This window comes from Streptosporangium fragile (assembly GCF_039534445.1).
GTDB lineage: Bacteria > Actinomycetota > Actinomycetes > Streptosporangiales > Streptosporangiaceae > Streptosporangium > Streptosporangium fragile.
In genome coordinates this window covers 38,009-61,490 of the sequence record NZ_BAAAVI010000048.1, presented here as the reverse complement: position 1 = coordinate 61,490, position 23,482 = coordinate 38,009, and the positions used below count along the sequence as shown (strand labels likewise).

The following is a 23,482-nucleotide window of genomic DNA, read 5'->3' as shown; positions in this document are numbered from 1 at the left end:
CCGCCCGCCCGGCCGCCCGCGCGGGCCCGTGACGCACGGCGGGCCCGCCGTGCGCACGGCCCGGCCGCGCGCATCGGCCCGCCACGTGCACGGGCCCGCCCGGTCGGCCGTGCTCAGCGGTCGACGGCCGTGGCCCCGCCGTCGACGACCAGGTGCGTCCCGGTGATGAAGGACGCCTCGTCGCTCATCAGGAACCGCACGGCCGCCGCCACCTCCCCGGGGAGACCGAGGCGGCCGAAGAGCGACCTCCTGGTGAACGCCTCCAGGTAGCTCATGTCACCGCCGGTGGCGTCGGCGAGCATCGGGGTGTCGATGTAGCCGGGGCAGACCGCGTTGACGCGGATCGGCGCCAGCTCGTGGGCCATCGACCGGGTCAGGCCGAGCAGGCCGGCCTTCGAGGAGCAGTACGCCGGGATGAACGCCTGCCCGACCAGGCCCTCGATCGAGGAGATGGCGACGATCGCGGAGTTCTCGTGCTTGCGCAGGTCGTCCAGGAGGGCTTTGGTGAGCATGGCGTGGGCGCGCAGGTTGACGTCGAGGACCGCGTCCCAGGCGGCCTCGGTCAGGTCGCGGACGGCCTGCGGGGCCGCGATGCCGGCCGCGTGCACCAGGCCGCCGATCGACCCGAGGACGTCGCGGCTGGCGGCGATCGCGGCGGGGTAGGCCGAGGAGTCGGTGACGTCGAGGGTCACGGCGACCGAGGAGGCGCCGTTCATCGCGACGAAGGACGCGGTCTCCTTGGCGCCCGTCTCGTCGCGGTCCCAGATGGCGACCGGGCGGCCGGTCTCGGCGAGCGCCAGCGCGCAGGCCCGTCCGATGCCCGACGCCCCGCCGGTGACGATGACTCCGGTCCTGGCCATCGCGTACCTCCTCGACTGGTAATGACCCTCACGTTAGCTTTGTGACCAACCGGGCACTGGGTATGCCGGGATCGGGGAGGCGGAATGCGGGAACTGGCGGGCAAGGTCGCCGTCATCACCGGGGCGGCCGGTGGGATCGGCCGGGCGCTCGCGCTGTGCCTGGCCGAGGAGGGGATGACCCTCATGCTCGCCGACGTCGACCCGGTGGGACTGGCGGAGACCGCCTCACGGGTGCCGAGGGCCGAGACGCTCACCCAGGTCACCGACGTCTCCGACGAGGCGGCCGTCCAGCACCTCGCCGACCGGTCCTTCGGCGAGCTTGGCGCGGTCCACGTCCTGTGCAACAACGCGGGGGTCTTCCAGGGCGGCCGCATCTGGACCAGGAAGCCGGAGGACTTCACCTGGCTGCTCGGGGTGAACCTCTGGGGCACGCTCCACGGCATACGCGCTTTCGTGCCCCGGATGATCGAACAGGACACCGAGGGGCACATCGTCAACACCGTCTCCGTCGCCGGGCTGTTCACGGCGCCGTCCTCGGGCGCCTACTCGGTCTCCAAGCACGCCGCGTTCGCCGCCTCGCAGGTCCTCGCCCAGGACCTGGCGGCGGTCGGGTCCAAGCTGCGCGTGACGGCGCTGTGCCCCGGCGCGGTGCGGACCGACATCAACCGCTCCGAGCGGGTCCGCCCGGAGAACCTCCTGGTCGAGGAGCGCACCGAGGACGAGGCGGCCTCGGCCCGCGTCCTGGACGACGCCGTCGAGCGCGGGTTGGACCCGGCCGAGGTGGCGCGCGCCGCGGTCGAGGGCATCCGCGAGGAGCGCTTCCTGGTCCTCACCCATCCCGGCTACGCCCGGGGCCTGCGTGAGCAGACCGAGGCGCTGCTCGCGGGCGGCCTGCCCTCCTTCCCCGACCGCGCGTAGGGCCCTCCGCGGTCAGGAGTATGTGCGCTGACGAGCGCCGATAGACTGGGATGACCGCTGCGTTATCTTTGGGGGTCTTGGTGTCCGACTTCGACACGGTCCTGGTCGTGGACTTCGGCGCGCAGTACGCGCAGCTGATCGCACGACGGGTGCGTGAATGCCACGTCTACTCCGAGATCGTCCCGTCGACGATGCCGGTCGAGGAGATGATGGCCAAGAAGCCCAAGGCCATCATCCTGTCCGGCGGTCCCTCGTCGGTCTACGCCGAGGGCGCCCCGGCCGTCCCCGTCGGCCTGTTCAGGACCGGCGTGCCGACCTTCGGCATCTGCTACGGCTTCCAGGCCATGGCCCAGGAGCTCGGCGGCAAGGTGGCCAGGACCGGCGTCGCCGAGTACGGCGGCACCCGCCTGACCGTGACCGACGAGGGCGTGCTGTTCGCCGGGCTCCCCGCCGAGCAGGCGGTCTGGATGTCCCACGGCGACAGCGTCGCCGCCGCCCCCGAGGGGTTCGCCGTCACCGCCACGACCGCCGAGACCCCCGTCGCCGCCTTCGAGCACCCCGAGCTCGGCCTGTACGGCGTGCAGTTCCACCCCGAGGTCCTCCACTCCGAGTACGGCCAGACCGTGCTGAAGCACTTCCTCGACGCCGCGGGCTGCCGCCCCTCCTGGACGATGCTCAACATCGTCGAGGACGCGGTCGAGGCGGTCCGCGCGCAGATCGGCCCCGAGGGCCGCGCCATCTGCGCGCTGTCCGGCGGGGTCGACTCCGCCGTCGCCGCCGCCATGGTGCAGCGGGCCATCGGCGACCGGTTGACCTGCGTGTTCGTCGACCACGGGCTGCTGCGCAAGGGCGAGGCCGAGCAGGTCGAGCGTGACTTCGTGGCCGCGACGGGCGTCAAGCTCCGCGTGGTCGACGCCCAGGAGCGCTTCCTGAAGGCGCTGGACGGGGTCACCGACCCCGAGGAGAAGCGCAAGATCATCGGCCGGGAGTTCATCCGCGTCTTCGAGGACGAGCAGCGCGCCATCATGGCCGACGGCCCCGTCGACTTCCTCGTGCAGGGCACGCTCTACCCCGACGTGGTCGAGTCCGGCGGCGGCACCGGCACCGCGAACATCAAGTCCCACCACAACGTCGGCGGCCTCCCCGACGACCTGCGGTTCTCACTGGTCGAGCCGCTCCGCGCGCTGTTCAAGGACGAGGTCCGCCGGGCCGGCGAGGAGCTCGGCCTGCCCGCCGCCATGGTCTGGCGCCAGCCGTTCCCCGGCCCCGGCCTGGGTATCCGCATCGTCGGCGCGGTCACCCGCGAGCGCCTGGAGATCCTCCGTGAGGCCGACGCCATCGCCCGCGAGGAGCTCTCCCGGGCCGGCCTCGACCGGGAGATCTGGCAGTGCCCGGTCGTCCTGCTCGCCGACGTCCGCTCGGTGGGCGTCCAGGGCGACGGCCGCACGTACGGGCACCCGGTCGTCCTGCGCCCGGTCTCCAGCGAGGACGCCATGACCGCCGACTGGTCCCGCGTCCCCTACGACGTGCTCGCCCGCATCTCCACCCGCATCACCAACGAGGTGCGCGAGATCAACCGCGTGGTGCTCGACGTGACGAGCAAGCCCCCGGGCACCATCGAGTGGGAGTAGCGCGCTCCCGGGCGGGCCGTCGTCCCGCCCGGGGACGCCGCCGACGGCGCGGCCCCGGAGGTTCTCCGCCTCCGGGACCGCGCCGTCGGTGTTTCTCCCGGTCCTCGCGAGCCGGGGATCGGGGGCGGTGCGGTGGCCTCACCGGGCCTTGCGCAGGCCGAGATACTGCAGGGCCGCGAAGCCGCCGACGGTGGCCGCCTGCATGACGACCCAGACGGCGCCGAGGGTGGTGACGCCCAGCCCGCCGACCGCCAGCTCGACGACACTCGCCACGGCCCACAGGACGTTGAGCGCGACGACCGTCGCGGCGGCGGCGGGGCTGATCCGCTCCGGCCGGGCGACCAGCCAGACCGCGACGCCGTAGACGGCGAGGAAGGCGCCGGCACCGTACTGCAGGCCGACCGGCAGGCCGAGCAGGTCGTTGATCGGACCGGCCAGCGCCAGGTAGGCCAGGCCGTTGGCGCCGGTGACGAGGGCGTCCAGGCGGAGTGCCAGGCGCAGGAGCCTACGGGTGTCGGTGGCGGTGACGTTGCTGGTCATGGCGGGAGAACCTTTCCGGGCGGGCTGATAAACGGGTGGGCGGCGGGGGAGTCCCGGGCGGGTGGAGAGCCCGGGGACGGCTAGCGGGCGGCGGGGACCCGGTCGAGGAAGCCGTGCACGGTGCGGATGCGGCGGTCTCCGGCCAGGACCGCGACGTCGAAGCCGACCACGATGGGCTCGCCCCCTTCGGGGCCCAGGTGCCAGGTGAAGCGGGCCAGGTCGTGGTGGGCGTCGACGTCGCCGGCCAGGGTGAAGACCAGGCCGGGGAACTGCCGCCGGGCGGCCTCGATCGTGGCGTCGATCGCGTCGGGTCCGGCCGCGTCGACCAGCGGGTCGACGTAGCGGGCGTCCTCCGTCCAGATCGCCGCGATCTCCGCGCGGCGTTCGGCGGTGTCGGCGAGGTTCCAGGTGGCGAGGTAGCGCTCGACCAGCCGGGTGATGTCGTTCATGCCGTTTTTCTCCGTTTTGCTGACTTTCGCGGTTGTTCTCGCAGGTCATAAAGCTACGGAGATCGGCCGGACACGGAATCTGTCATCCACCGGTACTTGGGGCTCGCCCTATCGGTCATGCGCGCCGCCGCGGCGGCGGACGGGATGGGAGGTTGCTGGCAATGGGGACCATCGGCCCGTTTCACCGGGGGGCGGCGGGTAAGTTGGGGCAAGTGCCTCCCTCCCCCACCACCGACGTCACAGCCCCCGCGAGCACTCTCACCCGGCTGGCGTGGCTGGACACGCTACGCGGACTCGGGGCCCTCGCCGTGCTGCTGGAGCACCTGCTGCCCTGGTTCGCGCCCGCCCTGCGGCCGTACTGGTTCAACCTCGGGATGTACGGCGTCCTGGTGTTCTTCCTGGTCAGCGGCTACATCATCCCGGTCTCGCTGGAGCGGAGGGGTGACGTCCGGGCATTCTGGATCAGCCGTCTGTTCCGGCTCTACCCGATCTACCTGCTGGTGTCCGCCGGGGTGCTGCTGATGGCCCTCTGGATCCCCGTCCGCGAGGAGGTACCCCGCGACCTGTCGGCCGTCTCCGCCCACGCCACGATGCTGCTGGACGTGGTCCACCTGGGCGGCCTGGCCGACACCATGTGGACGCTCTCGTACGAGATGGTCTTCTACCTGCTCGTCACCGCGCTGTTCGTCGCCGGGCTGCACCGTCACAGCGGGAGGCTCGCGGTGGGCTTCGGGGCCGTCGCGGTCGTGGCCGGGCTGGTGCTGTCGGCGCCGCTGCTGGCGGGGCCCTGGCCCGCGTACGTGTCCGGCGCGGTGTTCTTCGCCGGCCTGGCCTGCCTGGTCACCGGCCGGTTCCGGAACGTCGCCGCGTACGTCCTCGGCGGGATGGCCGTGGTGCTGCTGCTCTTCGCCGGCTTCGTGCCCTGGCTGGGCGCGGCGATCCTCGCGGTGATGTTCACCGGGACCGCGATCCACCGCTGGGAGCAGGGTGACGGCGGGCTCGGGCCGGTGGCCGCCGCGACCGCGCTCGTGGCACTGGCCCCGATCTGGTCGATCCAGGCGGGCTGGTGGTGGGTGCAGCCCGGCCCGTGGCTCGCCACGATGGCACTGGCCGGGGCGACGTTCGCGACCGCGATGGCCCTGCGCGGGCGCCGGCTGCCCCGGGCCCTCGTCTGGCTGGGCCTGATCAGCTACTCGGTCTACCTGCTGCACCACCCGCTGCTGCGGCTCACGTACGCCGTCGTCGGAGACGTGCGGGCCGCGCAGCCGGTGGTGCAGCTCTCACTGTCGGCAGGGTTCGTGCTGGCAGTGCTCGGTCTGAGCGGGCTCACCTACCGCTACGTGGAGCTTCCCATGCAGCGGCTGGGAAAGCGGGTCGCTCAGAGACCGTCCGCGGGTGACTCCGCGTAGGCCTCCGGGTCGCCGGTGGGCGACTCCGAGGACAGGTCCTTGTCCTTCTCGGACCCGACCGGGTAGACGTCGCCGGCCTTGGCGTCCTTGAAGCCGCGCAGCGAGGAGACCGCGACCACGTGGTAGCCCTGCTTCTGCAGCGCGGCCAGCAGCTTCGGCATCACCGTGACGGTCTGCTCAACCCAGTCGTGCATCAGGATGACGCCGTCACGCTTGGCGTTCTTCAGCACCTCGTTGTAGATGGCCGTCTCGTTCTTGGTGGCCCAGTCGCGGGAGCCGCCGTTCCACAGGACGATCGGCATGCCCATCTCGGTGGCGATGGCCTGGACGCGGGTGTCGAACTCACCGTACGGCGGGCGGATGGTCGTCGGGTACTTCCCGGTGGCCTTCTTGACGATGTCCTGCGTCTTCTGCAGCTCCTCGCGGATCTTGTCCTCGGAGAGCTCCCGCAGGTGCGGATGCGTGTAGCTGTGGTTGCCGATGTCGTGACCCTCGGCGACCATGCGCTTGGCGAACGCCGGGCGGGACTTCACGTACTGGCCCTCAAGGAAGAACGTCGCCTTGGACTTGTACTTCTTGAAGGTGTCGAGCAGCTTGTCGGCGTACTTGCCGGGGCCGTCATCGAAGGTCAGCGCGATGCACTTGACCTTCGCGCAGTCGACGGGGGCGGCCTTGGCGGTGGAGGCGGTCTTGCCCTCCGCCTTCGGCGTGTCGGCGCTCCACGCGGCCGTCGGTGTCGACACGAGGGCCAGCGCACACGAGGTGGCCAGGGCCAGTCGGGTGGGGGATCTCATGAGGGAAACTCCGGATGTTGCGGATGGTACTGAGGGGACAGAAACGGCATCCTATCCGGACACTTCGCCCAGAAGTCTGGGCACCGGAGGATCTTTAAGCTGCTCTTCAGGCTTCTGCCAGCCGAAACTCAGGGACGGACCGCGCGCCGACCGGCGGCGGAACGGCGGTGACCCGGGCCGCCGCCCGCCCCGCCCGGCCTCCTCAACCCGAGATCGTCACCAGTCGCGTGCACTCGTGGAGCAGGTCCACCCCGTCCCAGACGGGGTGGAAGGTGAGCGCCTGCCCGAACGGCACGATGCGGTCGATCCCCCGCCCGGCGAGCGTCCGGGCCAGGCCCTCCAGCTCCGCGCGGTCGAAGCCGAAGGCGCTCAGCGTCTGGTCCCCGCGGCGGACCACCCCGGCCAGTTCCGCCAGCGAGCCGAGCCGGGCGTGGCCGAGCGTGCCCGTACCGAGCCAGTGGCGCGGCGGATCCGCCGGGTCGGCCAGGTCGAGCAGGGTCAGCGCGTTGCCGTGGAAGGCCAGCGCCCGGACGGTGCCGTCGGCCGCCGCTCCGTACGCGCCGACCCGTTTCTGCACGGCCATCGCGGCGTCGACCGGCCACCTGCGGGCGGCGGTCGCCGCGAGGCGGGCGGCGAAGTCGTCGCGGGCCCGCGCGGTCGCCTCCGCCTCGCCGATCCAGAAGACCGTCCGCGGGGAGGAGCAGGCGGCCTGGTCGAACCAGTAGACGTCGGCGGCGAAGGCCTCGGCCGCGGCCTGCCTGACCCGCTCCGGCGCGTCCAGCCACGCCGCCGTGCTGACCACCGCGAGCGAGGAGCGGTCGGGGAAGGTGAGGTCGCGGGCGTGCGGGGCCAGCGGGTGGCGCCGGATGTCGGTCACCGCCCGGTCGCCGCCCCAGATGATCCGCAGGTCGCAGGCGGCCGACAGACGCGCGGTCACCGCGTCGGACCGCTCGTAGGAGACGATCCGCTGGGTCTGGGCCACGGCCGGGTGGGCACCGGACAGCCCGGACTCCAGGGCCTCCAGCACGGCCGGCGCCGCGCCTCCGGCCCGCCGCGAGAGCCGCACCACGTTGCGGTTGCCGGCCAGGGCGGACAGGGCCCACGAGTACACGAAGACGGTGTCGACGTTGGCCGGGGGGATGTGGAAGACCAGCCCGCGCGGGACCCGCAGGTGCTCGCCGCGGAGCCGGTCGACGGCCCGCGCGATCTCGGCACGCCGCAGGAAGAAGCCGAGCGAGCCCAGCTCGGGGTGGGCACGGGCCACGGCGGGGGAGAGCAGCCGGCGGCCGACCGCGGACAGGAACGCGGTGATCCGCTCGTCCCCCACGGTCAACGGCCCGTCACACGGCTCCCGCTCCAGCTCCGCCAGGAGCGCGCCGACCGGTAGCGGCACCCCCGAGGGAAAGCGCGGGACGAGTTCGCCGCCGTCGGAGGCGCCGTCCGGGACGAGACCCGGGACGGGGACGCGGTCGCCGCCGGGGACGGCCGCGGCGGCCGGCCGGTTCGCCGGAGCGGTTCCGGAGGTGTCGGGGGTCATGCGGCGTCCTGCCGGGTGAAGGTGTCGCTGCAGCCGCGCGCCTCGGCGCGGGGGAGACGGCCGAGCACGGAGAAACGCTTGCCGGGCCAGGCGCCGTCGTCGACGCCGTGGACGACCCCGAGGTCCTCGGTGAGCAGCACGTGCCCCGGGTAGGAGGAGGGCAGGGTGCTGATCACTTCGATCACGCCGGGCGTGCCGACGGGGGCCTCCCGCCACGTCTCCGGGTCGCGGATCACCACGTCGGCGAAGTCGGGGCAGTACAGCCCCCCGCCGTCGGGCCCCTCCAGGAAGACGGTGCCGATCTGCTCGACCATGCCGTAGAAGTCGTGGACCCGGCACAGACCGGTGTCCGCGGCCAGGCGGCGGCGGAACTCGGCGGGGTCCACCGCCCGGTCGGCCAGGCGCTTCCAGCCGCCGGAGTGCACCAGGATCCCCCGTGACAGGTCCAGCCGGTGCTCGCGGGCGACCTCGTACAGGTAGATCCAGACCATGAACGTGAAGCCGAAGACCAGGTACGGCTCGCGCCCGTGCCGGGCGAGGAAGGCGGAGACCGCGCCGGGGTCGGGGACCCCGTGCTCGTCGAGGACGAAGGTGTGGTCCCGGCCGAAGTTCATCATCCCCAGCACGCCCGCGCCGCGCGCGCTCAGCCGCGGATCGCGGACCACCGAGCGGCTGTCGGCGATCAGCATGGGCAGCCGCCGCTCGCCGAGGACGGTCCGCAGCGTCGCGGCGAGCATGCGCGCCTGCGCCGCCGCGGCCTCCCGGTCGAGGTGCACGAGGCTGGGCCGCTGACCGGTCGTGCCGCTGGAGGCCAGGACGCGGAAGACCTCCTCGTCGGGGATGCTCTTCAGCTCGTGCGTCTTGAACAGGCGCACCGGCAGCCACGGCAGGTCGGCGAGCGAGCCGTACGGCGGGGCCGAGCCGAGGGCGTCGAGGATCCGGCGGTAGGGCGGGCAGCGGCGCCGGTGCCGCTCGGTGAGCGCGGTCAGCTCGGGGAGCAGCCGGGCCTCCCGCTCGCGCGCGCCGAGAGTGAACACGCTCACGCCTGTGCCTCCAGCAGGCGGTAGTCGACCTTGCCGGTGCCCAGCAGCGGGAGCCGGTCGATCCCGCGCACGTCGAACCCGCTCCAGTGCAGGTTGAGCCGGTCGGCCAGGTCACGGGCCAGTTCCCCGCAGGTCGCGGTGTCGACGCCCTCGGCCCACACCACGACCCGGTCGTCGCCGGTGACGGCCGCGACCGGGCCCCGCCCGCGCAGCAGCCGCTCGATGTCGTCGAGGTTGACCCGGACCCCGAAGACCTTGGCGATGCGCTTGAGCCTGCCGTCCAGGTAGAGGAAGCCCTCCTCGTCCAGGTGGCCGAGGTCGCCGGTGCGGATCCGCCCGCCCAGGTCGTCTCCCCTGGCCAGGTCGTCGGCCGACAGCGCGTAGCCCATCATCACGTTGGGGCCCCGGTAGACCACCTCGCCGTCGTCGGCGACGGACAGCGCGCCGCCGGGGATCGCCTGCCCGACCGAGGAGAGCTTCTCCGCCAGGCGCTCGGGCGGCAGCACCGAGATGCGCGGCGCCTCGGTCATCCCGTACATCTTGATCAGGTGCCCGCCCGCGGCCCGCATCCGCTCGGCGAAGTGGACGACCAGTTCGGTGCGGAGCCGCGCCCCGGCCTGGGTGATCGCCCGCAGCGCGGGGTGCGCGGCCGGGTCGAAGCCCGTCCGGTGCAGCATCTCGAACTGGTACGGCACGGCGGACAGCAGCGTCGCCCGGTGGGTGTCGGCCGCGCCCCAGAAGGCGCGGTCGAGCACGCTCGCCGGGGTGACCAGGACGGCGGCACCGCGGCTGAGGTGACTGTTGAGCGTGCTCAGCCCGTAGGTGTAGTGCATCGGCAGGCTGGTGGGGGCGACGTCGCCGGGGGTGAGGCGCAGGGACTCGGCCACCGAGCGGGCGTTGGCGAGCACGGCCGCGCGGGCCAGCCGCACCAGCTTGGGGTTGCCCGTCGAGCCCGAGGTCGTGAGGAGCACCCCCAGGTCGGGGTGGGGGAGCGGCGCGTCGGGACGCACCCACCAGCGGGATCCTCCGGCGCGGTGGTGCCCGGCGGGCGGATCGGCGTCGCCCGGCGGGTCGGCGACGACCGCGGGGACGAACCTCCGGACCAGTTCCAGCAGCGCCTCGCGGGAGATCGCCGGGTCGAGCAGGGCGATCGGCCGGGCCGACGCCAGCGCCCCGAGGTAGCGGACGACCGCGGGGACCTCGGTCGGCATCGGGGCGAGCAGCAACCCCGCGGGCAGCGCCGACAGCTCCTCGGCGGCGGCCTCGATCCGGGCGGCGAGCGCCCGGCCCGCCAGCTCCCGCCCGGAACGGGCGTCGATCAGCCGGGCGTACGGGTGCACCAGGGTCATCGGGACCTCATTCCTTCTCCGGCGGGTCGCGGGCCGGGGACACCGGGGTGTCAAAGCACGATCCCCCCGTCCACGCCGATCACCTGGCCGGTGACGAAGGAGGCGGCGGGGGAGAGCAGGAACGCCGTCACGGCCGCCACCTCCTCGGCCTCCCCGAGGCGGCCCAGGGGGGTGGCCGCGACCGTCGCGGCCCGCGACTCCTCGTCGAGGGTCGAGAGCATGCCGGTGCGGATGTAGCCCGGGGCGACGGCGTTGACGCGGACGCCGGCCGGGCCGAGCTCCTTCGCGGCGGCGCGGGCCAGGCCCAGCACGGCCGCCTTGGTCGCCGAGTAGACTGCCTGGCCGCGGGCGCCCCTGACCCCCATCACGGAGGAGACGAACACGACCGAGGGGGACGTGCCGCGGCGCAGGAGGCGGAGCATGGACTGCAGCGTGTGGGTCGCGCCCTGGGCGTTGACCCGGAACAGCAGGTCGACCGTGTCGGTGCGCACGGCGCCGAGCATGCCCGCGTCGTGGACCCCGGCGTTGACCACCAGGGCGTCGAGCCGCCGATGACGCTGGAAGACCTCCCGCGCCATCGCGGCGACCGCCTCCGGGTCGGCCACGTCGCCGTGGACCGCGTCGACCTCGGCGCCGGTCTCCGCGGCGAGCTTCGCCGCGGTTTCGGCGGCCGCCTCCGGCGTGCGGGCGTGCGCGACGACCAGGTGGCCGTCCACCGCGAGCCGGTGGGCGACAGCCCGGCCGATGCCCCGGGACGAGCCGGTGACGAGTGCGATCCGGGAGTCAGCGCGGGATCGTGACACCCTGCTTCTCCAGGATCTCGACAGCCCTGCCGAACGAGCTCATGTCGATCACGTCGTCGGTGTCGATCATGATGTCGAACTCGTCCTCCATGGCGGCCACGAGCGCCATGTGCGCCAGCGAGTCCCACTGGGGGATCGCGCGGTACTCCAGGCCGTCGACCGCGGCGTCGGGCGCGAGCCGGAGGGCGGTGCGGAAGACGGCCCGGAGGCGTTCGAGGTGATCCATGTTCCCTCACTCTGTGCGTCTGAACCCGGACGCAGTGTAGTGGAATTTCTCCCGCAGGCCGGGCAATCTCGTTCTGCGTGATCGGATGATCACTGAAGGTAATGAAATGGTATAGGCCGCCGCGAGCGTCCCCGCAGGCTGTCAGGGTCGAGTTCCGACGGGGCGCTTCGGCATGGAGGGGGGCACGATGGACCGGTCCAACCACTGGTACGGGCACTCGCGCATCTTCGCCCGCTACTGCGGCGTCGACGAGCGTGACGTGCCCCGGGTCCGGGGGTTCATCCAGCACGGCTGGAACTACCTGCACGGGTTCCCGCCCGACGACCACTGGTGCACCCCGGGCTATCCCCGTTTCGTCTGGTCCGACGTCCTGCGGCGGCGGGGCTGGTCGATGGGCCGGCGCGGCCACTGCGTGATCGGATCTCCCTGGGCCTACCTGCTGGCCATGGAGCCCGGGCTCGGCCGTGTCCCGGAGCGGCAGCGCGCGGGCACGATCTGGTACCCCTTCCACGGCTGGGAGAAGGCCGCGGTCCGCGGCGACCACGCCGCCCTGGTCGACGAGATCAGGAGCGTGGAGCCGGGACCGGTGACCGTCTGCCTCTACTGGCTGGAGTACCGCGACCCCGCCGTCCGCGGGTGGTACGAGCGGGCGGGCTTCCGGGTCGTCTGCCACGGCGACCGCGGCTCACGCTGGGATCTCCGCGGGCGCGACTTCCTGCGCAGGCAGCTCGTCGAGCTGCGCCGGCACCGCAGGGTCGCCTCCAATCGCCTGGGCAGCGCGCTGTTCTACGGCGCCTCGGTCGGCTGCGACGTCGCCGTGTACGGCGACCCCATGCAGCTGGAGAACGAACGGCCCGAGTACGGCGGCACGGCACGCCGCATGCGCCTCTGGCCCGAGTTGCACGGGGTCGAGGTCGACCGGGCCGCGGCGGCCGAGGCCGCCCGCTACGAGCTGGGGTTCGAGCACATGCGCAGCCCCGCCGAACTGCGCCACCTGTTCGGCTGGCCCGCCCCGGGCTCCGCCGCCCGCCACCGGCCGGAGGGGACCGGTTCCCGTGAGCCCGGTTCCCGTGAGCCGGGCTCCCGCCGGGCCGGCGCCGGCAAGGCCGGGACGGGCGGGCGAGGCGTCCGCGGGGCCGTACCGGAGGGGAACGGCGGAGGGAGGACCGGCGCGGGCGGAGCGGGCACGCGGCGGAGCGGACGGAAAGGGGCCGGCACGCGCCGGACCGGGGTGGAGGGAACGTGACGCGGGTGAACGTGCGGCTCGTCGGCGGCGAGATGCTCCTGTGGTCGGACGGAGTCGACCGCCCTCCCTGCGGCGGCGTCAGGGAACTCCTGCGCCGGGCCGTCCCCGAGGGCGGGAGGACCCTGCTCCTCGGACCGCACCCCGCCGAGCTCGTCGCCTGGCTCCTGACCCGTCCCGGAGAGGTCTGCGCGCTGCTGCGCTCCCTGCCCGACGCCGAGGACCTGGCCGCCCGTCACGGGGGCCTCGCCGTCCACTGCGGCCGGCTGGACGGGATGGCCGGGCTGGAGCCGTTCGACGCGGTGCTCGCGCTCGACGGGTTCGGCCGCCTGCACTCGGCGGAGTCGGAGCCGCGCACCTGGCGGGAGAGCCTGGCCGAGGTGGCCGGGCTCGTCGCCCCGGGCGGGATCCTCGCCATGGCCACCCCCAACGAGCTGGGCATCCAGTGCTTCGTCGAGGCGGAGCCCGCCGACCGCACCCGGACCGACGCCGACTGGTTCCCTCCCGGGTTCGACGCCACCCACCCGCCCGGCCCCCGGGCGCTGCTCGCGGAGCTGGCCGCGGTGGGGCTGACCGCCGAGTGCTGCTACGCGGGGTTCCCGACCGCGGAGGTGCCCCGGGTGCTGCTCGCGGTGGACGAGCTGGAGTCGGGCGATCCGGTCCCGGACGCCGTCGCGGTGCCGTCCTGCGCGCGCGGGTTCGACGGCCGCGCGGTCCTCGCCGACCCGACCGGGCTGGCCAGGAGGGCCTTCCGGCACGGGCTCGCCGGGCGACTGGCCCCGGTGTGGGTGACGCTGGCGCGCCGGGGCGAGCCCGCGGCGTGGAGCCCGCCGGCCGGGATCGTCGACGACGGCGTCTGCGCCCCGCTGCCCTCGGCGGTGTACGAGCTGGTCCGGGAGGGCGACGGCTGGGTCCGGCGGATCGTGCAGCCGGCGCCCCCGCCGCCCCCGGGGCCGCTGCGCCGGGTGCCCGGGGGAGCGGCCGGACCGGTCCCGCGCGGCCGGGTGCTGGAGGAGGCCATGCTCGACGGCTGCGCCCGCGACGACGTGGCCGCGGTCCGCGCGGCGGTCACCGCGCTGGCCTCCTGGCTGGCCGCGCACGCCGCGGACGGCCTGCTGCCGGGCCGGATGGCCTTCGCCACCGCCGACAACGTCGTCTGGGACGGCGAGCGGCTCGACCTCGTCGACGGCGGCTGGGCGCTCGACGGGCCGGTGCCGCTCCGGGCCGTGCTGCTGCGGGCGCTGCGGCGCTTCGCGGTCCGGCTCCTGGGCAGCGGGCACCACCACCCCTGGCCGTGGCACACCGAACCCGACCGCCTGGCGGAGGCGCTGGCGACCCTGTGCGGGCCCACCGTCCGGCCGGGTGAGCCGGAGCTCGCGGTCGCGCTGGACGCGAGAATCCGGGCGGCCCTCGGCGGCGGCGAGCCGCCCGGTCCCGAGACGCCGCCGACCTACCGGGAGCTGCTGGCCGTACGGAACGGGCTGGCCGACCGGCTCGCCGAGGCCCAGGCGCGGATCGACCGGCTGGAGGCCACGCTGACCTCCCGGGAGCGGGCGCTGCGCGCCGCCCGAAGGAAGCTGGAGGCCGCCCGCGGGAGGCGGCGGACCACACGTACGGAACGGTGTCCCGCGCCGCGCGCCGGGCGCGGCTCGGCGGGCGCCCGGATCATCCGCCGCGCCCTGCGGTTCCTGCGCCGGGGCGGCGGGCGGGCTACGGAGCGGCCCGGGAAGACAGTCAACCCACAATCGATCTTGAGGTAAGCGTGGTGGGGGAATCGTGAATCTCGTAGGGAACAGGTCACAGTTCGATCGGTTGCTCACGACTGTGGCGACGTACTGGGGAAACCGCCTCCCGCGGCCCGAGGGCGGTGCCTGCGTCGTCGTGGAGGCCCTGCACCAGGACATCCGTGTCATCATGCGCAACCTCGTCGTGGCCAACGCGATCAGGTGCGTCGTCCCGTCCCACCTCGTCGTCGTGACCGGGACCGACGAGCAGTGGAGCGAGACGCTCTGGCAGGACTTCGACGTCGAGCACGTCCGGTCGCTGGCCGGGGCGTTCGGCGCGTCGGACGTGCTCAACGTGCACGAGCTGGCCGGGTCCTGCGGCCCGTCGGACGTGCTCACCGTGCACGGGCTCGCGGGGGCGGCCGGCGTGCCCGGCGTGTTCGGCGCGCTTGGACCGGCCGGCGGCCACGCCGGAGGCGCCGCCCGGCTCCGGCCGGCGGGTTCCGGGGACGCGCCCGCCCGCCGGCCGGTGCCCCCGATAGACCCCGGCCTGCTGCGGCGGTTCGTGGACGCGACGATGTGCCGGCTGAACCTGGTCCCGCGCCTGCCGCCCGCCGCCGCCGCCGACCCCGCCTACCTGGCGCGGCACGCCCGCGGCGCGGCGTTCTCGGCCTTCTACGACGCGCTCTTCGACGCGGTCACGCCCGTCGCGTTCGTCACCAGCCACGTCGACTACGACCAGTGGGGCCTGGCCGTGGAGTCCGCCATGCGGCGCGACGTCCCCGTGGTCCACGTGCAGAGCACCGGCTCGCTGAAGGCGTACACCCTCTTCCCCGAGAAACGGACGGGGCAGGTGAGCTACCGGGCGGAGCTGACCCGGCAGATCGGCGACTACTTCGAGCGGGCCGTCTGGCCGAACCGGGACATCCTGCGCGCCAGCGCCGAGCTGGTGACCTGGCGGGCGAAGGGCAACCTGGGGCGGCCCAGCTGGTGGCGGGCGGGGGCCTTCGCCGCCGCGGAACTCCGCAACGAGGTGGAGCGCGACCAGTTGCGCGCGCACGCCCTGCGCCGGCTGGGCTTCGGGCCGGACCGCCCGGTGGTGACGGTCTTCAACCACGCGGTCTCCGACGCGCTGGGCACCAACGTCGAGGTCTTCGACGACCTGGCCCGGTGGTTCGAGGAGACGGCGGAGTACGCCGCCGCGGACACCGCGGCGAACTGGGTCTTCCTCGACCACCCCAGCCAGTTCCGCTACGACTCCACCGGCTTCTTCGAGCAGGTCGCCGAGCGCTACGCCGGCCACTCCCACATGGTCTTCCGGCCCAGCGTCGCCATCTCCAAGAACATGCTCTGGAGCCTGACGGACCTGGGGGTGACGGTCCGCGGCAGCGTCAGCAACGAGCTGCCCGCCTTCGGCATCCCGGTGATCCAGGCGGGCTGGTCGGAATGGAGCTCGTGCGGGCTGTCGTTCGTCGCCGAGGACCGGCCGTCGTACTGGAGGCTGCTGGAGACGTCGGTCGAGAAGGCCGCCAAGGGGCAGCCGATCCTCGGCGAGGAGCAGCGCGAGCGCGCCCGGCTGTGGCTCTGGTTCTACCGGTGCGCGACGGACGTGACGTCGCCGCTGGTCCCGGCCTGGGACACCGGTGCGGGCAACGAGCTGCTGCGCACCCTCTTCATCAACATGAGCCACGTCGAGAGCGACGGGGACCCGCTGTTCTCGTCCGTCGTCCGGATGTGGGAGCGCCGCGACCCCTTCCTCACCCGCTTCGACCTGCTCTCCCCGGACGCGCTCGCGTCCGCGACCTTCCCCCTCAGGAGTTCGTGATGCACACCACCGTCGGCGCGGGATTCGTCACCGAGCACGACAGGCCCGCACCCGTCCTGGTCCCCCCGGTCGCCGTCGAGAGCGGCCGGAGCGACGGCTTCCAGGTGGCCGACCAGGTCTACCGTGGGACGCGCTTCGTCGGCAGGTTCGCCTCCGCCGGCCTGGCCGGGTTCAAGGTGCTCGGCACCGAGGCCGGGGTACGGGTCAGGGTCGTGCTCTCGCTGGACAACAAGTCGGTCGTGCACTGGCGCAAGAACGTCGACGACTGCGCGGCGGCCTCCCGGCTGCCGCGGCTGATCCAGATCCGCTCCCAGGGGAGACTCCGCCAGTGCGTCCTCCTCGACTCGCGTTCGGCGCGCAAGCGGCCCCGCGCGACGGCCGAGTTCGACCTCGCCGCCGACGAGCTTCCCCCGGACGGGCTCCTCTGCGTGGAGGCGGTCGACGCCGCCGAGTGGTACGGGACCTCGCCGCGCCTGACCGACGCCGTGCGCGGCCGGATCGCGCCCTCGGGCGTGACGGGCGTCCGCATCGACCGGGTGGAGTTCGAGCCGGTGCCGCGGACCTCCCGGAGGCGTTCTACCAAGGAGTTCGACGCCGTGAGCGGAGAGGCGGCCTCCCTGGTCAGCCTCGGCGGGGTCCAGCACGGCAGGAAGCCGGGGGCTCGCAGGCTGGATTCCGGCATGATCGTGGTCAACCCGGTGCCGCCGTCCGCGAAGGGCAGCCGGGTCACCCTCTGCCTGGGCGCCCGGGTCGCCGGCCTGCCGAAGGGCGGTCCCACCCGGCCGCGCGTGCGACGGGGGCGCCCGGGACGCCTGGGGCGGCTGCGGCTCCGCGCGTGGCGGGTCCGCCGGGCGGCGCACGCGAGGGTCCGCGGCGTGCTGAGCCGCCTCACCGTGCTCGCGTACGGGCTGGCCGCCCGGATCCGTCCCGTCGGCATCCCGGCGCCGCTCGTGCTGAGCCTGGAGGACGGCGCGACGATCCCGGCCGGCTTCACCCGGGAGGGGCGGCGCGACGCGCGCCTGGAATTCCCCGCCCCGCTGACCGCGCCCGCCCTGGTCGTGCTCCCCGCCGACCTCCGGCTCCGCCGCCGCCTGCGGCTCTCCCTGATCTCGGTGACCCGGCTGCCCTCGTGACGTGCCGCCCCGGGCTCTCCGGGGCTCCCGCTCGGGGCTCCCGGCGTTCCGGCTCCTCGCACCGGCCCATGGTTTCCATGATCTGGGGGGATCGTGGGTCCATGGCGCCTACGATCCCCCTCCAGATCGTGGGGTCCGGAACCGGACGGTGCCCGGTACGGGCGCTTTGCCGCAGGGCGGGCGGTCTTCCGGTGCGGGTGGTCACCCAGGGAGGGCACCGCCGGGCTTACGCGTTGCGCGGTTTCGCGCGGACGTGCATGCGTTCGCCCTGCGGTCCGAACAGGCTGAGGATCTCCACCGGTGCCTCTCCGGTGCTGCCGAACCAGTGCGGCAGCCGGGTGTCGAACTCCGCGACCTCCCCCGCCTTGAGCACGATGTCGTGCTCGGCGAGCACCAGCCGCAGCTTCCCGCTGAGTACGTACAGCCACTCGTAGCCCTCGTGCGTACGCGGTTCGGGGTCGCAGCGGGTGGGGCCGAGGACCATCTTGAACGCCTGCGGCCCGCCGGGGTGCTGGGTCAGCGGCACGATCGTCGAGTCCGCACGCTTGATCGGCTTCAACCGCACCCGCGGGTCACCCACCGGCGGCGCGCCGACGAGCTCGTCGAGCGGCACCTGGTAGGCGCGCGCGAGCGGCAGCAGCAACTCCAGGTTGGGCTTGCGCTCGCCGGATTCGAGGCGGGACAGGGTGCTGACCGAGATGCCGGTGGTCTCCGCGAGCTGGGTCAGGGTGATGCCGCGACTGTTGCGCAGCGCCCGCAGCCGCGGGCCCACGGAGGCCAGGACCGCGTCGTCGTCGTTTGCCATAACGGCAAATATACTTTGCCGAGCTTTCCGGCCGGATGCATCCTGGGCGACGAGTGAAGGGAGGCCCGCGGCGCGACATCCGGCACCGCGGCCCCCACCGGACCCGGTACGGCTCAGTCGCCGGTGCCGCCGAGTTCGTTGATGCGTTCGGGCGACAGACCGGTAAGAAGAGAAACGCTGGAGCTCAGGGAGCCGTCCAGGGCCTTCATCGACTCGATCATCCCCCGGCGGATGTGCTCACGCCGCTGCTCCAAGTAGACACGGACGGCGGCGGCGACCAGGTCCTTCTTGGTCATCCCCAGAAAATGGGCTCCCTGGGCGATCAGTTCGTCGGTGGCGGGGTCGACTTTCAGGGGCGACTGTCGTTTGGCCGGTTGGGGCATCGTCATGACATCCTCCTGAGCTCATAGTACCTATGTAGCTCAATACACTGGAGCGATGAGGATGTCGTAGTGCCAGTGACTCATGTGCGACTCCGCTGTTGAATCGTGTACGCAAGCGACGACTGGTCTATGACGTGGCCTGCTGTATCACGCATCCCACAATCATGTATTCCAAGTTCGGATTCGCCGTCGCCCAGGGCGTCCCGGAGGACGCGCACGCCGCCTACGAATCCCTCCTCGCCGCCGGATCCACCAGCCGTCTCCTCAAGCCCTGACCTTCCCCCGCCCGGCGGGCTGTGCCACCCAGCCGTGGTCTCCCGATCCCCCGGCCTCCGCCGGGCCCCGCCCCGGGGCGCGGTTCGCCCCGGGCCCCGGGTGTCCGGCACGGGGCGCTCAGCGCAGGATCTTGGTCAGGGTCTCCACCACGCGGTCCTGGTCGGTGTCGGTGAGGTCGGGGTAGAGCGGCAGCGAGAGCTGCCGGGCGTAGTACGCCTCCGCGTTGGGGCACATGCCCCGGCGGTAGCCGAGGTCCTCGAAGACCGGGTGCCAGTAGGCCGGGATGTAGTTGACCTGCACCCCGATGCCGGCCTCGCGCATGCGGTCGTAGACCTCGCGGCGGCGCCCGCCGAGCACCCGGACGGGGTACAGGTGCCAGGACGGGTCGGCGTACGGCCTGCGCGGGGGCAGGGCCAGCCCCGGCACCTGGGCGAGCATCGCGTTGTAGCGGGCGACGAGCGCCGCCCGGCGGGCGCGGAACTGCGCCAGGCGCCGCAGCTGGCTGAGGCCCAGCGCGCACAGCACGTCGGGCAGCCGGTAGTTGAGCCCGAACGTGTGCACCTCCTGGTGCCAGCCCCCGTGGCCGGGGTCGCGCTGCAGCGCGGGCTCCCGCACCAGCCCGTGGTTCCGGAAACGGGCCGCCCGGTCCAGCAGCCCGGGATCCGCCGCCGCGACGGCCCCGCCCTCGGCCGTCGTCACGGTCTTCGTGGGGAAGAACGAGAACGTCGTCAGGTCGGCCAGCGAGCCGACCGGCCGGCCCCGGTGCAGCGAGCCGATGGAGTGGGCGGCGTCGTCGAGCAGCAGGGCTCCGGCGCCGTCGGCGACCTCGCGCAGCCCGTCGTGGTCGGCGGGATGGCCGGCGTAGTCGACCGCGGCGATCACGCGGGTGCGTGGCGTCACCGCCGCCCGCGCGGCCTCCGGATCGAGGTTGGCGGTGTCGGGCTCCACGTCGGCGAAGACCACGCGCGCGCCGAGCAGCGCCGCGGTGGCCGCGGTGGCCACGAAGGTCATCGGTGTGGTGACCACGTCGTCCCCCGCCTTCACCCCGGCCGCGACGTAGGCCACGTGCAGGGCCGCCGTCCCGGAGGTGACGCTGACGCAGGGGACGCCGCCGGTCCAGCGGGCCAGTTCCGCCTCGAAGGCCCGGACGGCCGGGCCGGTGGTGAGCCAGTCACCGCGCAGGACCTCGGCCACCGCCCGGACGTCGTCGTCGGCGATCGACTGCCGGCCGTAGGGAAGCATCAGACTCCCAACGAGATCATGTTGCGGAGCTGGTCGACCGAGAGCCACCGGTCGTTGGTGTCGGAGCGGTAGGCGAAGCCCTCGGGCAGCGTGGCGCCGCCCTGCGGGGGGACGTACCCCCAGGTCGCGATGGTGGGCTGGACGACGTAGCGGTCGGGCAGGCGCAGCGTGCGCCGCCCGTCGTCGGGCGCGATCATCTCCTCGTGCAGTTTCTCGCCGGGCCTGACCCCGATCTCGTACGTCGGGCTCTCCGGCGCCACCGCCTCGGCCAGGTCCGTCAGCCGCATGCTGGGGATGCGCGGGACGTACAGCTCCCCGCCCTGCATCATGTCGAAGGAGTCGATCACGAACCGCACCGCCTCCTGGAGGGTGATCCAGAAGCGGGTCATGCGCTTGTCGGTGATCGGGATGGACCCGCCCTCGCGGGCCAGGCGCATGAAGAACGGGATCACCGAGCCGCGGCTGCCGACCACGTTGCCGTAGCGGACCACGGCGAAGCGGGTGGGGTGGGCCGCGGCGTAGTGGTTGGCCGAGACGAAGAGCTTGTCGGCCACGAGCTTGGTGGCGCCGTACAGGTTGATGGGGCTGGACGCCTTGTCGGTGGAGAGCGCCACGACCTTGCGCACCCCGCAGTCGATGGCCGCCTCGATGACGTTCTGCGAGCCGGCGACGTTGGTGCGGACGTACTCGAACGGGTTGTACTCGGCGGTGTCGACCTGCTTGAGGGCGCCCGCGTGCACGACGTACTCCACGCCGTGCATCGCCCGGGTGAGCCGGTCGCGGTCGCGGATGTCGCCGATGAACCAGCGCAGCCGCTCGTCGTCGCCGAACATCTGCCTGGCCTCGTACTGCTTCAGCTCGTCGCGCGAGACGACGACGAGGCGGCGGGGGTCGAGGTGGTCGAGCGCGTGGCGGATGAACGCCTTGCCGAAGGAGCCGGTGCCCCCGGTGACCAGGATCGACGACCCGTGCAGTATTCCCATGGAGTCCCCCGTAGTTGGCCGTAGCGCGGTGGGCGACCGCGCCGAGCCGGTAGCATAGCGCGACCGAATGGGGACGCACGGTTACAACGGGGAATGGGGCATCGGTGCGCATCATCGGAATCGTCCAGGCGCGAATGGGTTCCACCCGGCTGCCCGGCAAGGTCCTGAAGGACCTCGCGGGCCGTTCGGTGCTGGGCTGGGTGGTCCGCGCGGCGTGCCAGGCGCGGGCGGTCGACGAACTGGTGGTCGCCACCACGGCGGAGGCGGCCGACGACGCGGTCGAGGCCGAGTGCGCGCGGCTGGGGGTGGCCTGCCACCGGGGTCCGGTCGACGACGTGCTCACCCGCTTCCGCGGCGCGCTGGCCCGCCACCCGGGTGACGCGGTCATGCGCTTCACCGCCGACTGCCCGCTCCTCGACCCCGAGGTGATCCGCGAGGCCGCCCTCGCCTACCGGGCGGTCCCCGGCCTCGACTACCTGAGCACCGGGCTGCCGCACACGCTCCCGCGCGGCACCGACGTGGAGATCGTCGGCCGGGCCGCCCTGGAGAAGGCCGACCACGACGCCGCCGGCCACCACCGCGCGCACGTCACCTCCTACGTCTACACCCACCCCGGCGACTTCCGGATCATGGGGCTGACCTACCACCCCGACGCCTCCGACCTGCGTGTCACGCTGGACACCGGCGACGACTGGAGGTTGATCCGCCGCGTGGCGGAGGAGTTCGGCGACCGCGCCGTCCCCGTCCGCGCCCTGGTCGCCTGGTTGCGCGCCCGCCCCGACGTCCGCGCGCTCAACGCCCACGTCCGGCAGAAGGCCCTGCGAGAGGCATGAGTTCCGAGCGATCGCCGGGGAGGCGCGTCGGGGTCCGCTGCGACGCCGGGCCGCTGATCGGGGTCGGCCACCTGATCAGGTGCGTGGCGCTCGCGGAGGAGCTGGCGCTGCGCGGGGTGGCGGTGACGTTCCTGGGTGACCTGGGGGGTCTGACCTGGGCGGCGGCCCAGCTCGCCGGGCGGGGGCTGCCGCTGCTCGCGGCCGAGGCCGCGCCGGACGGTCTCGTCGCCCAGGCGCTCGCCCTCGGCCTGGACGCCGTGGTCCTCGACTCCTACACGCTCGCCCCGGGCACCGGCGCCGCGCTCCGGGCGGCCGGGCTGCGGGTCCTGGCCGTCGTCGACGGCGATCCGCGTGGCCAGGCCGCCGATCTGTACGTCGACCAGAACCTCGGCGCCGAGGAGCGCGGCGTGCCGCTGCCCGAGGGGGCGGTCCGGCTGGCCGGGGCCTGTTACGTCCTGCTCCGTGACGCCGTGCGGCGTCTGCGTGCGGCGCCCGGCGCGGAGGTCCCGCGGGTGCTCTGCTTCTTCGGCGGCACCGACGCCGCGGGCATGGCCCACCGCTGGGCGGACGCGCTGGCCGAGACCGCCGTCCCCTTCTCGGCGACCCTGGTCAGCCCGCGGCCCCTGCCCGCCCGCCCGGGGATCGCGGTGATCCCGCCGACGGACGAGCTGCCCGAGCTGATGGCGGGCGCCGACCTGGTGATCACCGCCGCGGGCTCCTCCTGCTGGGAGCTGCTCTACCTCGGCGTGCCCGCCGCGCTCGTCTGGGTCGCCGAGAACCAGCTGATCGGGTACGAGGCGCTGGTCGGCCGGGAGCTGGTCGCCGGGCTGGGCCCGGGGGACTCCGCGGCCGAGGCGGTCCCGCTCCTGCGTGAGCTGCTGACCCGCCCCGCCCTCCGCGCGCGGTACGCCGCGCGCGGGCGCGGGCTGGTCGACGGCCGGGGACGGGAGCGGGTGGCCGGAGCGCTGCTGCACGACCTGCGTCTCCGTGGGACGGAGGCCCGCACCGGGTGGCCTTGTTAGGCACCGGCGGCGGTGCAAGACTTAAATATCGCGACAAAAGGGGGAATTGTCATGATTGAGGTGAAAAACACGGATAAACCGGACGAGAGAAGGGATTTTCCGCTCGGTCACCTCGATGTATACAACCTACCGGGCCTGAGCTTCGGGATCGCCACCTTCGAGCCGGGATGGGCCTGGTCGCGCTCGGTCAAGCCGATCGCCGGCACCGACTCCTGCGAGGTCCACCACAACGGCTTCGTCGTCAAGGGCAGGCTCCGGTTCCGGATGGACGACGGCACGGAGGCCGAGGCCGGGCCCGGTGACCTCTTCGTCCTCACTCCCGGGCACGACGCCTGGGTCATCGGGGACCAGGCCGCCGTCGTCTACGACTTCGCGGGCGGCGCCGGCGAGTACGCCAAGGCCACGGGCGGCTGACCCGGCGGGCGGGGACGCCCGGGGCGCCGAACGGGCGTCG

Annotated in this window: 23 protein-coding genes; 10 read left to right on the top strand and 13 right to left on the bottom strand. The window is 73.4% G+C overall.

The window, feature by feature from the left end:
- Positions 1 to 113: 113 nt before the first annotated feature.
- Entirely contained in the window at positions 114 to 860 is a 747-nt protein-coding gene (locus ABD841_RS27690; RefSeq protein ID WP_344977949.1) for an SDR family NAD(P)-dependent oxidoreductase, read from the bottom strand.
- A gap of 84 nt (positions 861 to 944) precedes the next feature.
- On the opposite strand from ABD841_RS27690, the gene ABD841_RS27685 reads away from it, so the two are divergent.
- Positions 945 to 1,778, top strand: coding sequence for an SDR family NAD(P)-dependent oxidoreductase (locus tag ABD841_RS27685; RefSeq protein WP_344977947.1), 834 nt, complete (start codon positions 945 to 947; stop codon positions 1,776 to 1,778).
- Positions 1,779 to 1,828: 50 nt separating this feature from the next.
- Complete coding sequence (gene guaA, locus ABD841_RS27680) at positions 1,829 to 3,409, top strand: glutamine-hydrolyzing GMP synthase (protein WP_344977945.1); 1,581 nt, start codon at positions 1,829 to 1,831, stop codon at positions 3,407 to 3,409.
- A 138-nt stretch (positions 3,410 to 3,547) separates the two neighbouring features.
- On the opposite strand, the gene ABD841_RS27675 is transcribed toward guaA, so the two are convergent.
- Positions 3,548 to 3,949, bottom strand: a complete 402-nt coding sequence (locus ABD841_RS27675) for a hypothetical protein (protein ID WP_344977943.1) — start codon at positions 3,947 to 3,949, stop codon at positions 3,548 to 3,550.
- Positions 3,950 to 4,029: 80 nt separating this feature from the next.
- The gene (locus tag ABD841_RS27670; RefSeq protein ID WP_344977942.1) at positions 4,030 to 4,398 is read right to left on the bottom strand and encodes a nuclear transport factor 2 family protein; all 369 of its coding nucleotides are present in this window, start codon (positions 4,396 to 4,398) and stop codon (positions 4,030 to 4,032) included.
- Between the two features lie 212 nt (positions 4,399 to 4,610).
- Between ABD841_RS27670 and ABD841_RS27665 the strand changes: the two genes are divergently transcribed.
- Positions 4,611 to 5,807: an acyltransferase family protein gene (locus tag ABD841_RS27665; RefSeq protein WP_344977940.1), complete on the top strand. Its 1,197-nt coding sequence runs from the start codon at positions 4,611 to 4,613 to the stop codon at positions 5,805 to 5,807.
- Here ABD841_RS27665 and ABD841_RS27660 read toward each other — a convergent pair.
- From ABD841_RS27660 to ABD841_RS27635, 6 genes are all read right to left on the bottom strand, one after another.
- Positions 5,777 to 6,601 carry a polysaccharide deacetylase family protein gene (locus ABD841_RS27660; RefSeq protein ID WP_344977938.1) on the bottom strand — a complete coding sequence of 275 codons (825 nt, stop codon included), beginning with the start codon at positions 6,599 to 6,601 and terminating at the stop codon, positions 5,777 to 5,779. The genes ABD841_RS27665 and ABD841_RS27660 overlap by 31 nt on opposite strands.
- A 202-nt stretch (positions 6,602 to 6,803) precedes the next feature.
- Complete coding sequence (locus ABD841_RS27655) at positions 6,804 to 8,138, bottom strand: acyl-CoA reductase (RefSeq protein WP_344977936.1); 1,335 nt, start codon at positions 8,136 to 8,138, stop codon at positions 6,804 to 6,806.
- Positions 8,135 to 9,181, bottom strand: coding sequence for a LuxE/PaaK family acyltransferase (locus ABD841_RS27650; RefSeq protein ID WP_344977934.1), 1,047 nt, complete (start codon positions 9,179 to 9,181; stop codon positions 8,135 to 8,137). Before ABD841_RS27650 ends, ABD841_RS27655 begins: the two co-directional genes overlap by 4 nt.
- The gene (locus tag ABD841_RS27645) at positions 9,178 to 10,530 is read right to left on the bottom strand and encodes an AMP-binding protein (RefSeq protein WP_344977932.1); all 1,353 of its coding nucleotides are present in this window, start codon (positions 10,528 to 10,530) and stop codon (positions 9,178 to 9,180) included. Before ABD841_RS27645 ends, ABD841_RS27650 begins: the two co-directional genes overlap by 4 nt.
- A gap of 50 nt (positions 10,531 to 10,580) precedes the next feature.
- Positions 10,581 to 11,333, bottom strand: coding sequence for an SDR family NAD(P)-dependent oxidoreductase (locus tag ABD841_RS27640; protein ID WP_344977930.1), 753 nt, complete (start codon positions 11,331 to 11,333; stop codon positions 10,581 to 10,583).
- Positions 11,314 to 11,559 (bottom strand): acyl carrier protein, encoded by a 246-nt coding sequence (locus ABD841_RS27635; RefSeq protein ID WP_344977928.1) that lies wholly within the window; start codon positions 11,557 to 11,559, stop codon positions 11,314 to 11,316. Before ABD841_RS27635 ends, ABD841_RS27640 begins: the two co-directional genes overlap by 20 nt.
- A gap of 187 nt (positions 11,560 to 11,746) precedes the next feature.
- On the opposite strand from ABD841_RS27635, the gene ABD841_RS27630 reads away from it, so the two are divergent.
- From ABD841_RS27630 to ABD841_RS27615, 4 genes are read left to right on the top strand one after another with little or no spacing between them, the layout of a single operon-like run.
- Entirely contained in the window at positions 11,747 to 12,805 is a 1,059-nt protein-coding gene (locus tag ABD841_RS27630) for a hypothetical protein (RefSeq protein WP_344977925.1), read from the top strand.
- Positions 12,802 to 14,562 carry a class I SAM-dependent methyltransferase gene (locus ABD841_RS27625; RefSeq protein ID WP_344977923.1) on the top strand — a complete coding sequence of 587 codons (1,761 nt, stop codon included), beginning with the start codon at positions 12,802 to 12,804 and terminating at the stop codon, positions 14,560 to 14,562. Before ABD841_RS27630 ends, ABD841_RS27625 begins: the two co-directional genes overlap by 4 nt.
- A gap of 52 nt (positions 14,563 to 14,614) precedes the next feature.
- Positions 14,615 to 16,351: a hypothetical protein gene (locus tag ABD841_RS27620; RefSeq protein ID WP_344977921.1), complete on the top strand. Its 1,737-nt coding sequence runs from the start codon at positions 14,615 to 14,617 to the stop codon at positions 16,349 to 16,351.
- Positions 16,351 to 17,484 carry a hypothetical protein gene (locus tag ABD841_RS27615; RefSeq protein ID WP_344977920.1) on the top strand — a complete coding sequence of 378 codons (1,134 nt, stop codon included), beginning with the start codon at positions 16,351 to 16,353 and terminating at the stop codon, positions 17,482 to 17,484. The genes ABD841_RS27620 and ABD841_RS27615 overlap by 1 nt, the downstream gene beginning before the upstream one ends.
- A 226-nt stretch (positions 17,485 to 17,710) precedes the next feature.
- Here the strand turns inward: ABD841_RS27615 and ABD841_RS27610 are convergent, their stop codons facing one another.
- The 4 genes from ABD841_RS27610 to pseB form a co-directional block, all read right to left on the bottom strand.
- Positions 17,711 to 18,289: a helix-turn-helix domain-containing protein gene (locus tag ABD841_RS27610; protein WP_344977918.1), complete on the bottom strand. Its 579-nt coding sequence runs from the start codon at positions 18,287 to 18,289 to the stop codon at positions 17,711 to 17,713.
- 113 nt (positions 18,290 to 18,402) lie between these two features.
- On the bottom strand, positions 18,403 to 18,678 hold the full coding sequence (locus ABD841_RS27605; protein WP_344977916.1) for a hypothetical protein: 276 nt from the start codon (positions 18,676 to 18,678) through the stop codon (positions 18,403 to 18,405).
- Between the two features lie 387 nt (positions 18,679 to 19,065).
- The gene (locus tag ABD841_RS27600) at positions 19,066 to 20,190 is read right to left on the bottom strand and encodes a DegT/DnrJ/EryC1/StrS family aminotransferase (protein ID WP_344977914.1); all 1,125 of its coding nucleotides are present in this window, start codon (positions 20,188 to 20,190) and stop codon (positions 19,066 to 19,068) included.
- Positions 20,190 to 21,173 (bottom strand): UDP-N-acetylglucosamine 4,6-dehydratase (inverting), encoded by a 984-nt coding sequence (gene pseB / locus ABD841_RS27595; protein WP_344977912.1) that lies wholly within the window; start codon positions 21,171 to 21,173, stop codon positions 20,190 to 20,192. The genes ABD841_RS27600 and pseB overlap by 1 nt, the downstream gene beginning before the upstream one ends.
- A gap of 104 nt (positions 21,174 to 21,277) precedes the next feature.
- Between pseB and ABD841_RS27590 the strand changes: the two genes are divergently transcribed.
- Genes ABD841_RS27590 through ABD841_RS27580 form a run of 3 tightly spaced genes read left to right on the top strand, consistent with a single transcriptional unit; the run spans position 21,278 to position 23,442 of the window.
- Positions 21,278 to 22,006, top strand: a complete 729-nt coding sequence (locus ABD841_RS27590; protein ID WP_344977910.1) for a cytidylyltransferase domain-containing protein — start codon at positions 21,278 to 21,280, stop codon at positions 22,004 to 22,006.
- Positions 22,003 to 23,028, top strand: coding sequence for a PseG/SpsG family protein (locus ABD841_RS27585; protein WP_344977908.1), 1,026 nt, complete (start codon positions 22,003 to 22,005; stop codon positions 23,026 to 23,028). The genes ABD841_RS27590 and ABD841_RS27585 overlap by 4 nt, the downstream gene beginning before the upstream one ends.
- A 51-nt stretch (positions 23,029 to 23,079) precedes the next feature.
- Positions 23,080 to 23,442 carry a cupin domain-containing protein gene (locus tag ABD841_RS27580; protein WP_344977906.1) on the top strand — a complete coding sequence of 121 codons (363 nt, stop codon included), beginning with the start codon at positions 23,080 to 23,082 and terminating at the stop codon, positions 23,440 to 23,442.
- The last annotated feature ends 40 nt before the right edge of the window (positions 23,443 to 23,482 follow it).

Excerpts from the sequence above, each read along its gene's own strand:
- ABD841_RS27600 (WP_344977914.1), bottom strand. The coding sequence starts at position 20,190 with ATGCTTCCCTACGGCCGGCAGTCGATCGCCGACGACGACGTCCGGGCG.
- ABD841_RS27630 (WP_344977925.1), top strand. The coding sequence starts at position 11,747 with ATGGACCGGTCCAACCACTGGTACGGGCACTCGCGCATCTTCGCCCGC.
- ABD841_RS27690 (WP_344977949.1), bottom strand. The coding sequence starts at position 860 with ATGGCCAGGACCGGAGTCATCGTCACCGGCGGGGCGTCGGGCATCGGA.
- ABD841_RS27615 (WP_344977920.1), top strand. The coding sequence starts at position 16,351 with ATGCACACCACCGTCGGCGCGGGATTCGTCACCGAGCACGACAGGCCC.
- pseB (WP_344977912.1), bottom strand. The coding sequence starts at position 21,173 with ATGGGAATACTGCACGGGTCGTCGATCCTGGTCACCGGGGGCACCGGC.
- ABD841_RS27660 (WP_344977938.1), bottom strand. The coding sequence starts at position 6,601 with ATGAGATCCCCCACCCGACTGGCCCTGGCCACCTCGTGTGCGCTGGCC.
- ABD841_RS27610 (WP_344977918.1), bottom strand. The coding sequence starts at position 18,289 with ATGGCAAACGACGACGACGCGGTCCTGGCCTCCGTGGGCCCGCGGCTG.
- ABD841_RS27580 (WP_344977906.1), top strand. The coding sequence starts at position 23,080 with ATGATTGAGGTGAAAAACACGGATAAACCGGACGAGAGAAGGGATTTT.
- ABD841_RS27655 (WP_344977936.1), bottom strand. The coding sequence starts at position 8,138 with ATGACCCCCGACACCTCCGGAACCGCTCCGGCGAACCGGCCGGCCGCC.
- ABD841_RS27675 (WP_344977943.1), bottom strand. The coding sequence starts at position 3,949 with ATGACCAGCAACGTCACCGCCACCGACACCCGTAGGCTCCTGCGCCTG.
- guaA (WP_344977945.1), top strand. The coding sequence starts at position 1,829 with ATGACCGCTGCGTTATCTTTGGGGGTCTTGGTGTCCGACTTCGACACG.
- ABD841_RS27605 (WP_344977916.1), bottom strand. The coding sequence starts at position 18,678 with ATGACGATGCCCCAACCGGCCAAACGACAGTCGCCCCTGAAAGTCGAC.
- ABD841_RS27635 (WP_344977928.1), bottom strand. The coding sequence starts at position 11,559 with ATGGATCACCTCGAACGCCTCCGGGCCGTCTTCCGCACCGCCCTCCGG.
- ABD841_RS27670 (WP_344977942.1), bottom strand. The coding sequence starts at position 4,398 with ATGAACGACATCACCCGGCTGGTCGAGCGCTACCTCGCCACCTGGAAC.
- ABD841_RS27685 (WP_344977947.1), top strand. The coding sequence starts at position 945 with ATGCGGGAACTGGCGGGCAAGGTCGCCGTCATCACCGGGGCGGCCGGT.
- ABD841_RS27585 (WP_344977908.1), top strand. The coding sequence starts at position 22,003 with ATGAGTTCCGAGCGATCGCCGGGGAGGCGCGTCGGGGTCCGCTGCGAC.
- ABD841_RS27645 (WP_344977932.1), bottom strand. The coding sequence starts at position 10,530 with ATGACCCTGGTGCACCCGTACGCCCGGCTGATCGACGCCCGTTCCGGG.